Genomic DNA, 9,877 nt, shown 5'->3' on the forward strand with positions numbered 1-9,877 from the left:
CCATGACCGCAAGCACCCCCCTGACCGACACCCCCCACCCGGCCCTGCAATGGAGCGACGCCCTGGTGCTGGACATGCCGGTGATGGACGAAACGCACCAGGAATTTGTGGAACTGCTGGCCGAGGTGGTGCACGCGCCAGACGACCTGCTGCTGCCACGCTGGTCCACCCTGATTGCCCACACCCAGGACCACTTTGACCGCGAAGACCAGTGGATGCAAGACACGGGCTTTGCCGCTGGCAACTGCCACGCCACCCAGCACAAGATCATCCTGCAGGTGATGCGCGAGGGCGAGGCCCGCGGCCACAGCGGCGAGCTGGCCGTGGTGCGCCAGATGGCGCGTGAGCTGGGCCTGTGGTTCCCGCAGCATGCGCAAAGCATGGACGCGTCCCTGGCACTGCACTTGCGTTCGGCGGGCTACGACCCAGCTACCGGGACGATGGCCCAACCGGAGCGTTTGCCGCAAGCGCAAATTCATGGCTGTGGAGGCGTCACCTGCTCGGACACCGCAACCGCCTGACTACACTTGCCTGATGCCCCAAAAACCTGCCAGCACCACCGCACTGCGCCACCGCCCCTCCGAAGATTTGCAAGCCCTGCTCACCGGCACCATTTTTGTGGCGCTAGGGGTCTTGATGTTCAAACAGGTGGGCCTCTTGACCGGCGGTACGGCCGGGGTGGCGTTTTGGTTGCACTACGCCACGGGCTGGAACTTCGGACTGGTGTTCTTCGCCATCAACCTGCCTTTTTACGCACTGGCTTACCAGCGCATGGGGCGGGTGTTCACCGCCAAAACCTTCATGGCGGTGGCACTGCTGGCGGTATTCACCAACCTGCTGCCGCAATGGGTGGGCTTTGAACACCTGCACCCGGCAGCCACGGCCATCATTGGCGGCTTGCTCATGGGCACGGGCATGTTGATTCTGTTCCGGCACAAGGCCAGCCTGGGTGGCTTTAACGTGCTGGTGCTGTACCTGCAAGAGAAGCGGGGGTGGCGCGCCGGGCGCATCCAGATGGCGCTGGACTGCACCATTGTGCTGCTGGCCTTTGGCGTGACCGACTGGCAGCATGTGCTGTTGAGCGTGCTGGGTGCCGTGGCCTTGAACCAGACCCTGGCCACCAACCACCGCGCCGGGCGTTACATGGCGCACTAAGTAGGCCCCCCACGCTCCGCCGCTACGCGGGTCGCTGCCCCCCAAGGGGGTGCGTTTCAGCTTGGGGCGGCCCGGCGCTGAAACCGGCCCCCACGCTCCGCCGCTTCGCGGGTCGCTGCCCCCCAAGGGGGTGCGTTTCAGCTTGGGGCGGCCCGGCGCTGAAACCGGCCCCCACGCTCCGCCGCTTCGCGGGTCGCTGCCCCCCAAGGGGGTGCGTTTCAGCTTGGGGCGGCCCGGCGCTGAAACCGGCCCCCACGCTCCGCCGCTTGTCGCCTTGGCTACCGCGGGCGCGGGCGGCTGGGGCTACCATGCGCTCCCCGGCTGGCGCCCCATGTTGGCGCCGCCCCCATTTTCAGGAGCCTGCCATGTCCCTCACCAACCACCAAATCCGCCTGGCCGCCCGCCCCGTGGGCATGCCCAAAGCCACCGACTGGAGCCACACCACCGAGCCGGTGGCAGAACCCGCCGAGGGCGGCGTCACGCTCAAGACCCTGGCGCTGAGCCTGGACCCGGCCATGCGCGGCTGGATGAACGAAGGCAAGAGCTACATCCCGCCCGTGGGCATTGGCGAGGTCATGCGCGCCGGTGGCGTGGGCGTGGTGGTGGCCAGCAAGAGCGACAAGTTCGCCGTGGGTGACTATGTGAGCGCCGGTTTTGGCGTGCAGGAATACATCACGCTGGCAGCGGCCGACTTCAAACGCGCCGGGCTTGGTGAAGATTGACCTGCGCGCAGGCAGCCTCACCCAATGGCTCAACGTGCTGGGCATGCCCGGCATGACCGGCTACTTCGGCCTGATGGACGTGGGCATGCCCAAGGCGGGCGAAACCGTGGTGATTTCTGGCGCCGCCGGTGCCGTGGGCCAGACCGTGGGCCAGATGGCCAAGATCAAGGGCTGCCGCGTGGTCGGTATTGCCGGCGGCCCCGCCAAGTGCGAGTGGGTGGTGAAAGAGCTGGGCTTTGACGCCTGCATCGACTACAAGGCCACTCCCGCAGGGAGTTCCAATTCCTCGGGCGCCGTGCGCGCGGGCCTGAAGGAACACTGCCCCGGTGGCGTGGACATCTACTTCGACAACGTGGGCGGCGACATCCTGGACGACGTGCTGGCCCGCATCAACCGCAAGGCGCGCATCATCATCTGCGGCGCCATCAGCCAGTACAACACCACCACCGCCGTGCAAGGCCCCAAGAACTACCTGAGCCTGCTGGTGAACCGCGCGCGCATGGAAGGCATCGTGGTCTTCGACTACGCCGACCGCTACCACCTGGCCGTGGCCGAGATGGCGGGCTACCTGAAGGACGGCCGCATGAAGAGCAAGGAAGACGTGGTGGTGGGCCTGCAGACCTTCCCCGAGACACTGCTGAAGCTGTTCAACGGCGAGAACTTCGGCAAGCTGGTGCTGGAAGTCGCCAAGGCCTGAACCTGCAGCTCGCGCGAGCTGCTACGTTTTTAGGAGCTGCTCGCGCATATTCCAAAAGGGCTAGAGGTCGCTTTCATACTAAATCGGGGCTTTAGGCCGCTAGTGCAGTGGCCTTGATGTGATCTAGCACCCCAAACAACTCATCCACCTGGGCAGACGTGAACAGCACGTCTGGCCCCTGCGGGGCGTAGCTGGTGAACGGCGGTTCGTACAAGAGCCCAGCCTCCATCACGCCACGCTCCGTCAGGTGGGTGACGATCAGGTTGATGAACTCCAACTGGTTGGCGCTGAGCGTCTTGCCTGCTACAAAGCCATTCAGCGCATGCGTGGCCGCCTCGCGGTCCAGCCCCACCAAGCCACGCACAAAAAGACCCAGCCCGTGCGCCTCTTGCCCGGCGCGGGCTACGTCTTCTGCGGTGGCGGTGCCGCTGTCGATGAGCAAGCGCTCCAGCTCGGCCAAGTCGGTCGCGGTCAGTGGCTGGTTGCGGCGCAGCTTGTGCAGGGTGATGTGGTTCTCATGTGCGCGCAGGAAAGCGCGCACCTTGAGTCGGAACCGCTCAAAGTCACCCGCGCTGCCGCCTAAGGGCAAGGCCACCTCGGTGGTTTCGCCCACGGCGTCTTCAAAGTCGGTGTAAACCACTTTGCGCCGCGTTTTCTCCAGCAGCTTGATGAGCCCGCGCAGGTGCCTGCGCGCCTGCTCCAGCATCGGCAGGGTCACGTCTTGCCACCACTCCTCGCCCGCCACCGCTTCAATCAACACCATGTGCTTTTTCACATCGGGGATGCTGCCCAGCTCACTCAGCCCATCGGCCAGCGCACGCACCTGCTCACGCAAGCGGACAAAGCCCACATCGCCACGCGCACTACCCAACTGGGCGCGCAGCATCAGCAAATCAAAGCGCTTGGCTTCTTCATCGTCGTCGCGCACAGCACTGGGCAGGCCGGAAACATGTTGGGCCAATTCCGCAAGCTGATCGCCTGTCACCTTGTGCCAAGCCTTGGCGTCGCTCCAAGGCTCCACCCAACGGCGCTGCGGGCGCACAACAAAGTTCTCCAGCCGCATACCGGCCACCACCGTTTGCAAGTGGCTGGCTGTGTCTGCACGCATGGCGGCCGTGGTCAAGGCGTAGCCTGCTGCGGGCTCCGCCACTTTGGCAGCGCCCTGCGCCTGCGCCAGCTGCTCGTCGAGCACGCTCAGCAGCTCCAGCCGCGCCTTGAACGTGCGCTGGCTCAAGGGCTCGGCCACATTGCCTTTGCTTCCTTCCAGGTTCTGGCTGAAGAACTCCAGGTTCTGGCAGAAGTCGAAGATCACAAACTCTTGCTTGTCCTGCTCCGGGCCAAACAGGTCTTTGCACAAGCGGGTGCCGCGCCCCACCATCTGCCAGAACTTGGCCTTGGAGCGCACGATCTTGAAGAACACCAGGTTCACCACCTCGGGCACGTCAATGCCGGTGTCCAGCATGTCCACCGATATGGCGATGTGCGGCGATTTGTCTTTGACACTGAAGTCGTCAATCAGGCTCTGCGCGTATTCGGTTTGGTAGGTGATGACGCGGGCAAACTGCCCCGCGTAGTGCGGGTAGTTGGCGTTGAAGCGCTCGGCAATGAAGTTGGCGTGCGCGTTGTTCTTGGCAAACACAATCGTCTTGCCCAGCCTGTCCCCGCCTGCCACCTTGTGGCCCTGCGTCATCAGCAGCTCCAGCACCTTGTCCACGGTGTCCTGGTTGAACAGCCATTTGTTCACCGCCTCGGCGCCCACCTCGTCGGGGGCGTGGCCTTCATCATCCCAATCAAGCTCGTCCCACTGCGCGCGCTCGTCGTCGCTCAGCTCCGCGTATTTGATGCCCTCGCGCTGAAATTTCAGCGGTACCGACACGGCGCGCGGCGGCACCAGGTAGCCTTCGGCAATCGCGTCTTCCAAGCCATAGGCATCGGTGGGCACGCCGTTTTCCAGCTCAAACAGGCTGTAGGTGTTGCGGTCAATCTCGTCTTTGGGCGTGGCGGTCAGGCCCACCAGCAGCGCATCAAAGTAGGCAAAGATGGCGCGGTACTTTTGGTAGATGGAGCGGTGCGCCTCGTCCACGATGATCAGGTCAAAGTGGCCCACACCAAAGCGGCGCAGCCCCGCGTCTGTCTCGTTGATCAGCCCCATCATCGTAGGGTAGGTGCTCACAAACACGCGGCCTTCGGTTTCCTTGTCGGTCACCAAATTCACCGCCGCTGCATCGGGCAAATGCGCCTTGAAGGCATTGGCCGCCTGGTTCACCAACGCCACGCGGTCGGCCAGAAAGAGGATGCGCTTGGCCCAGTTGGCGCGCTGTAGCAGGTCCACCAGCGCAATCACGGTGCGCGTCTTGCCCGCGCCAGTGGCCATCACCACCAGGGCCTTGCGCTGGCGGTCGCGCTCAAAAGTTTCGCCAATACGGCGAACGGCGCGCAGCTGGTAGTGCCGCTCCACTATTCCCGCGTTGATGCTCACGCCCGCCAATGGCTTGGCGCTGGTGCGGCGCTGCACCAGCAGTTGCAGCTCGTCCTTCTTGTGAAAGCCCTGCACCGGGCGCGGCGGGTAGGTGCTGTCGTCCCAAAACCAGTGCTCGTAGCCGTTGGTGGTGTAGATCAGCGGGCGCTGGCCAAACTGGGTGTGCAGGCAGTCTGCATACAGCTTGGCCTGCTGCTGGCCCACGCGCGCGTCGCGCCGCGTGCGCTTGGCTTCCACCACGGCCAGGGGCTTGCCGTCGTCACCCCACAGCACGTAGTCCACAAAGCCTTTGCCCTCGGTGTTGGGCATGCCCTGCACTTCGTATTCTCGGTCGCGCTTTTGATCCAGCTTCCAGCCTGCTTCCTTGAGCAGCAGGTCGATGTAGAGGTCGCGCGTCTCGGCCTCGTTGTAGTCGTGCGTGTCGGGCGTGGCCGTGTTGGCGGCTTTGGCAGCGGCTACCTCGGCGCGCAGCTGGGCCAGCTCGGCGTCCAGCGCAGCGGTCTTTAGCTGCGCCGCAGCCAGCGCTGCATCGCGCGCGGCCAGCTCGTCTGCCAAGGTGGCCAGTTTCTGCAACGCAGCCTGCGTGGCTTGCGCGCTGGCCTGGGCGGCGGCCTGCTCGGCAGCGGCATTGCTGGGGCGGGGCAATAGCTCGGCGCGGAACTGCAGTGCCGGGTCGGGCCGCGCGGCCACGTTGCGCCCGTAGTTACGCGCCAGCCAAAAGGCCACCTGAAACAGCTCGCGCAGTACGGCGGTAGCGTCTGCCGCCGTGATGGGCCGCGCGCTGTGCACCGCGTTGTTGCCCTGCTTGCGCACCACGTCCATCTTGGCGTGCAGCGCGGGGCCTACCAATACCTTGAAGCTGGGCTCAAACAAAAACGCCGACAGGTCGGGCTTGTAGGGCATCTGCAGCCGGCCAGAGCGCCCGCCTTCGGCCTGGAAGAGCCACACCACCGCCAGCTCCAGCGTGCGCCGGGCGTAAAAGCAGGCGGTGCGCGGGTCGGTCAGGGCGGCGTGCTCGGCCTTGGTGGCCTCGGCATAGAGCGCGGGCCATTCAGCTTGCAGGAATGAGAAATTGGACGCCATCAAACTCCCTGTTGTTTGTTGCTCTCGCTTGCTCCGCGTCTTATTGCGCGTTCAAAGCTGCTTCCGCCTCTGCCAGCGTTCGCATCAGCTCGGCAAACGGCGGCGGCTCGGTCATGAACATGGGCCGCATCGTCGCATAGTCTTGTGCCAGATCGGCCTGCCGCTGTGGGGCTGGAGTCAGACGGAACGTGCCGTGCGCGGCCAAGTCATAGCGCGCCCAGCCGCGCGCGAACACGCGGCTTTTCCAATCCACCACGCGCTGGCACTGGGCCTTGTCGGCCAAGTACTGTGCGGCATGTGGGTGTCCCAGCAGCTTGGCCATATCAAAGTAATGCCGGGCATAGCGGGTAGGCGTGGGTGACTCTGCCGGGCGGTGAAACTCGGCATGCAGGATGGTAGCCTTTTCCCAAAACGTGCGCTCCAGCTCCAGCGCCGTAACGTTGCAACTCCAGCCATCAAACAACTTGGGGAAAGCATCCGCCAGCAAGGGCTTGATGGCATAGCTGCCTGTGGGCTGCTGGTCAGTGAGCGTGCCCAGCTCCAGCTTGACCTCGCGGCGCAGGTAGTCAAACCCGCCGCCCTGGGTGCTGGGGTAGGCAAAGTACACGATGGGCGACTTGGCATCGGCATCCACCTCAAACCGCAACCAAGCGCCCGTGGTGGATGCGCCCAACGCTTTGGCAATGGCGGCCTCCAGCGCAGGCATCAACACCGCCTGCGCCTTGGCGCTGCACAGGGCCTGCATCTCCATCACCGCAGCATCGCGCTTGCCCCGGCTGGTGAGCGCGTCAAAGCCTGCCGCATCGGCCCCCACAAACTCGGGCACCAGGCACAGGTCAATGTCTTCCGAAAACCGGTCAATCACCCCAAACACCTTGGACAGTGACGTGCCGCCCTTGAACACCAAGTGCGGCGCAACGTCGGGCAGCGTGAACAACACGCCTAACAGCCAGCTCACCCAGAAGTCTTTTTCCAGAATCACATCCAAGCCCGCCTGCCCCGCGGCAGCTTGCTCAAATGCCCATGCACGCCGCGCGGGCGGAAGCGCCAAAAATGCTTCGGCGAGTTTCATGGGTTCTCCCCTTCTTGTTCTGCAACTTGCCGCAGCAGCGGCCGCATCCACGCCGGGGCCAGAGCCAGGTCTTTCATCACCTTGGCCCGCTCCACGGCGGGAATGCTCTTGCGCAGCCGTTCAATGTGCGCGGGCGTAATGTGCTTGACGCCCATACTCTTGAAAGCCTGAATCAACAAGCCGCTCAAACGCCCCGCTGCCGCCATTTGGCGCGGGGTGGTGCGCTGCAGCCGGATTTGCATGGGGCCAGCCTGCACCGTGCGGCTCATACCGTCTGTGAGCAACACCACTTTGGCAGGCACCTGTTCCGACAAGCCCAGCATGTTGGCTGCATACACCCCCGTGGGCTGCGTGCGCAACTTGTCTTTGCCCGCAATGGCCTTGACGATGGTCTCTACCGAGGGCCATAGGGTGCCCAGCAGGTCGTCATGGCGCGGCTTGTCATACACACCCCGTGACAGGCGTCGCAAAACGCCCTCAGCCACCAAACGCTGCAAAGCTTTGTCCACCGCGCCACGGCTGCCAAATGCGGCAAACGTATCGGGTAAAAACACGGTACCTAGCGCACAACGCTTCACGTAACGTGAAACTTTGGTATCGACGCTGTTTTCTGAGGCTGCACGGGGCATACAAGGGATTTAGTGAATTTCTATTTGTCCGAAAAATAGCACGTTTTTCGGACAAATAAAAATACTTTCCGACTGCCAGCAGCGTTAACCCTACAACTCCCCCGCAAACGCCCGCTGCTGCAGCGAGGCGAACAGGGCGTCCAGCTGGGCCAGGGCGGTGCGGTGGAGGGGGCTAAGCCGCCTGGCGCTCAACGGCTTGCGCAATTAAAGGTGCCCATTTGCGAAGCCCCTCTAGGGTCAAATTTCCTGAAAGGTATTGCGCGTACCAAGATTGTCGCCAACGAAGAACACGCTCACCATCGCGCAATCCCAGCCGCTTCAGCGTGTACTCCGCTTTGGCACGGAATGCTGCGGGAACTGCATTGGTAACCCGCATCTGCAAAGAAGGCAGCTCAACTTCAAACCAACCTGCCTGCACCTCGAACGGATCAAGCACCGTGTCATCTGCATTGCGTTTAGAGGAATTCAAAGTACCTGAGGCAAAGCGGTAGTTGCTCCAGTCGTAAGCCTTTTTCGGATGGTTCTTGAAACTGAGATAGTGATCTACCGTGCCGCCGGTTGGGTCATGCATGGCGGCATATCCGCACAGGTCAGTAAACCCATCCGCAAGTGTCTTTGTGTAGTGCGTCCAAAGCGCTTTGGGGCGTTTGGCTTTTGGGTTGTCCTTGAGCCATTGGTCACCAGGCACTTTGACCTTGGCATCAAAGTCTTTCGGCTTCTTGACCTTGGCTACCGGAATCATGCTTTCCCCTTTGCTGCGCCCCTGGGTGGGGTGCTGACAATCCACCTCGGCCAAAACACATCGCCAGCTGGCAGCAAACCCTGCAGACGGGTGTGTATGGCCGCTTTGGAGGCAAGCCCGGTAGGCAAATTCTTCTCTCCTCGCATGAAAGCCTCCGCAGCTTCAATGGCATCTTCCGCTTCTTTGGATCGCGCTTGCACCAAACCGAAAGTTTCTGACACCAGCCAATTGGTGACGTCACCTTGCGTAGCCCATCCGCCTTGATCAATGTCGACCGCACCATCTTTCAAAGACAAATGAATCAGGTCATCCAACGCCGCGTCAAAAATAGGCTCAATCGACGCGGCTACCAACGGTGAATGTGTCGCCACCATGACCTGGGGCGGCGTTCCCGTCTTACCACGCAACTCATCCACCGCCTTGAAAAGGCTGGGCAATACTGTCCGTTGCCAACGCGGATGCAGGTGTGTTTCGGGCTCGTCAAACAAAATCACAAACCGGTCTTCTGGCTTCTTGCCCAACAGCTTGGCGGCTACAGCGTGCTCATGCCAAGCCCAGACCAAGAAATACACCAGCGCCAATATGCGCCGCACCCCGGCGGACGCCAGCGCCACAGGCACCGTTTGGTTGCCCACCAACAGCGTGGGGCGGTCTCGCCCCTCACCGATGAAAACGCGTTGTGGCTGGCCTGCCCGTAAAGGCTCTTGCATTGGCGACATAACCCGCAGCACGCTCTCAAGCGCTTGAAACTGTGGTTTTCGCCCTTCTTGCCAATTGACCCAATCGCGCTCCAAGCCTTCACAAACGCGTTGCCCGTTGATGTCCAAGCCGTTCCAAACCTCGTCAGCCTTGAAGTGGTATGCGGCGGGGCGCGATGGATCAGTCCGCCAATAATTGCGTGCGGGGTCCCACACCGAGAAGCCACCGTCGATACGGATGTAAACCACAATGCCAGGCATCACAGGGCGCGCCTGTGGAAGCGGCCAACTCGCATCTGGGCGATGGAACTCAGAGGTTATGGGCTTTGCCGCCGCGCCTTTACCTTTCACCGCAAAGTCGATGGAAGCTTTTTTGCCCGCCATGGGTAGCGCTACCGAACCCGCCCAAGTACGGGTCAGCGCCCACCACGCCAAATCGAGCAAAAAACTCTTGCCCAAGCCGTTGTCGCCTGCAATCAGACTCAGGCGCTCCGCCCAATCCACCTGCACATCCGGGGCGAGCCCGACGTTCTTCAAGTGCAAATACTTCAGCATGTTTGTGGCCTACAAATGGTTTGATTGGAATTTACCCTACAACTC

At 62.5% G+C, this 9,877-nt stretch carries 7 protein-coding genes and 1 pseudogene; 3 read left to right on the top strand and 5 right to left on the bottom strand.

Annotated elements, in window-relative coordinates; all coding sequences use genetic code 11:
• The first annotated feature begins 2 nt into the window (after window positions 1-2).
• From U5O12_RS06965 to U5O12_RS06975, 3 genes and pseudogenes are all read left to right on the top strand, one after another.
• The gene (locus U5O12_RS06965; RefSeq protein WP_322577934.1) at window positions 3-521 is read left to right on the top strand and encodes a hemerythrin domain-containing protein; all 519 of its coding nucleotides are present in this window, start codon (window positions 3-5) and stop codon (window positions 519-521) included.
• Between the two features lie 13 nt (window positions 522-534).
• A complete protein-coding gene (locus U5O12_RS06970; RefSeq protein WP_322577935.1) occupies window positions 535-1,155 on the top strand; it encodes a YitT family protein in 621 nt (206 codons plus the stop codon).
• 365 nt (window positions 1,156-1,520) lie between these two features.
• Window positions 1,521-2,574 (top strand): annotated as a pseudogene (locus U5O12_RS06975) (NADP-dependent oxidoreductase).
• Window positions 2,575-2,665: 91 nt separating this feature from the next.
• On the opposite strand, the gene U5O12_RS06980 reads toward U5O12_RS06975, so the two are convergent.
• The 5 genes from U5O12_RS06980 to U5O12_RS07000 form a co-directional block, all read right to left on the bottom strand.
• Complete coding sequence (locus U5O12_RS06980) at window positions 2,666-6,136, bottom strand: DEAD/DEAH box helicase family protein (protein WP_322577936.1); 3,471 nt, start codon at window positions 6,134-6,136, stop codon at window positions 2,666-2,668.
• A 40-nt stretch (window positions 6,137-6,176) separates the two neighbouring features.
• Window positions 6,177-7,208 carry a nucleotidyl transferase AbiEii/AbiGii toxin family protein gene (locus U5O12_RS06985; protein WP_322577937.1) on the bottom strand — a complete coding sequence of 344 codons (1,032 nt, stop codon included), beginning with the start codon at window positions 7,206-7,208 and terminating at the stop codon, window positions 6,177-6,179.
• Entirely contained in the window at window positions 7,205-7,837 is a 633-nt protein-coding gene (locus U5O12_RS06990) for a DUF6088 family protein (protein ID WP_322577938.1), read from the bottom strand. Before U5O12_RS06990 ends, U5O12_RS06985 begins: the two co-directional genes overlap by 4 nt.
• A gap of 172 nt (window positions 7,838-8,009) precedes the next feature.
• The gene (locus U5O12_RS06995; RefSeq protein WP_322577939.1) at window positions 8,010-8,579 is read right to left on the bottom strand and encodes a hypothetical protein; all 570 of its coding nucleotides are present in this window, start codon (window positions 8,577-8,579) and stop codon (window positions 8,010-8,012) included.
• The gene (locus U5O12_RS07000) at window positions 8,576-9,832 is read right to left on the bottom strand and encodes an AAA family ATPase (protein ID WP_322577940.1); all 1,257 of its coding nucleotides are present in this window, start codon (window positions 9,830-9,832) and stop codon (window positions 8,576-8,578) included. The genes U5O12_RS06995 and U5O12_RS07000 overlap by 4 nt, the downstream gene beginning before the upstream one ends.
• Window positions 9,833-9,877: the final 45 nt, after the last annotated feature.

Source organism: Rhodoferax sp. (assembly GCF_034519335.1).
GTDB lineage: Bacteria > Pseudomonadota > Gammaproteobacteria > Burkholderiales > Burkholderiaceae_C > Allorhodoferax.

Coding starts and splice junctions, on each gene's coding strand:
- U5O12_RS06965 (WP_322577934.1), top strand. CDS start 3: ATGACCGCAAGCACCCCCCTGACCGACACCCCCCACCCGGCCCTGCAA.
- U5O12_RS06970 (WP_322577935.1), top strand. CDS start 535: ATGCCCCAAAAACCTGCCAGCACCACCGCACTGCGCCACCGCCCCTCC.
- U5O12_RS06980 (WP_322577936.1), bottom strand. CDS start 6,136: ATGGCGTCCAATTTCTCATTCCTGCAAGCTGAATGGCCCGCGCTCTAT.
- U5O12_RS06985 (WP_322577937.1), bottom strand. CDS start 7,208: ATGAAACTCGCCGAAGCATTTTTGGCGCTTCCGCCCGCGCGGCGTGCA.
- U5O12_RS06990 (WP_322577938.1), bottom strand. CDS start 7,837: ATGCCCCGTGCAGCCTCAGAAAACAGCGTCGATACCAAAGTTTCACGT.
- U5O12_RS06995 (WP_322577939.1), bottom strand. CDS start 8,579: ATGATTCCGGTAGCCAAGGTCAAGAAGCCGAAAGACTTTGATGCCAAG.
- U5O12_RS07000 (WP_322577940.1), bottom strand. CDS start 9,832: ATGCTGAAGTATTTGCACTTGAAGAACGTCGGGCTCGCCCCGGATGTG.